Origin of the sequence: Mesorhizobium sp. M1E.F.Ca.ET.041.01.1.1 (genome assembly GCF_003997355.1) — a bacterium.
Classification (GTDB): domain Bacteria; phylum Pseudomonadota; class Alphaproteobacteria; order Rhizobiales; family Rhizobiaceae; genus Mesorhizobium.
The window spans coordinates 1-632 of record NZ_RZSL01001192.1 but is presented as its reverse complement, the minus strand read 5'-3'; the positions used below and the strand labels follow the sequence as shown (position 1 = coordinate 632).

Sequence of the window (632 nt, the reverse complement as noted above, 5' to 3'; positions counted from 1 at the left end):
AGCAGGAGACGCTGGCCGGCACCATCACCTCGACGCCCCAGCCGCGCCCCCTCACCCAGCCATAATGGACGAGATAGTTGGCGATCGAGGCGAGCACGTCAGGGGTCGAATTCCAGATGTCTGGCCTGCCGTCGCCGTCGAAGTCGACGGCGTGCTTGAGGAAGGAGGTCGGCATGAATTGCGGCTGGCCGAGCGCGCCGGCCCAGGACGATTTCATCGCGTTGACAGGTGCCAGCCCGCGCTCGACGATCTCGAGCGCCGCCAGCACCTCGGAGCGGAAGAAATCCTTCTTGGTCGACATGAACGCCTTGGTGCCCAGCACTTCGAAGGCGTCGTAAGGCATCTTGGCCGCGCCGAAGCCGGTCTCGCGGCCCCATATCGCCAGAACCAAGTCACCCGGCACGCCGTAGCGCTTCTCGATCAGCCCGAGCACCCTCGCGTTGGCGCTCTCGCGCGTCCGTCCTCCGCCAGTGACGGCGCGAATGATCTTCTCGGCGAAATAGTTGGCTGGCGGGCCGAACTCGGCCTGATGCTGCTTCTCGGGTGTCGTCGGCTTCTCGCCGGGCATGACGAGGTCGGGCAGCTTGAGGTTCGGCTTCACGCCGATAAAGGCTTCGTCGAAGGTTTTCTTG

1 protein-coding gene is annotated in these 632 nt (G+C 64.7%); it reads right to left on the bottom strand.

Features of this window, described 5'->3' with window-relative positions:
• Positions 1-632: lytic murein transglycosylase (locus tag EOA38_RS38290; protein WP_189435260.1), on the bottom strand; the 632-nt coding region annotated here is incomplete at both ends.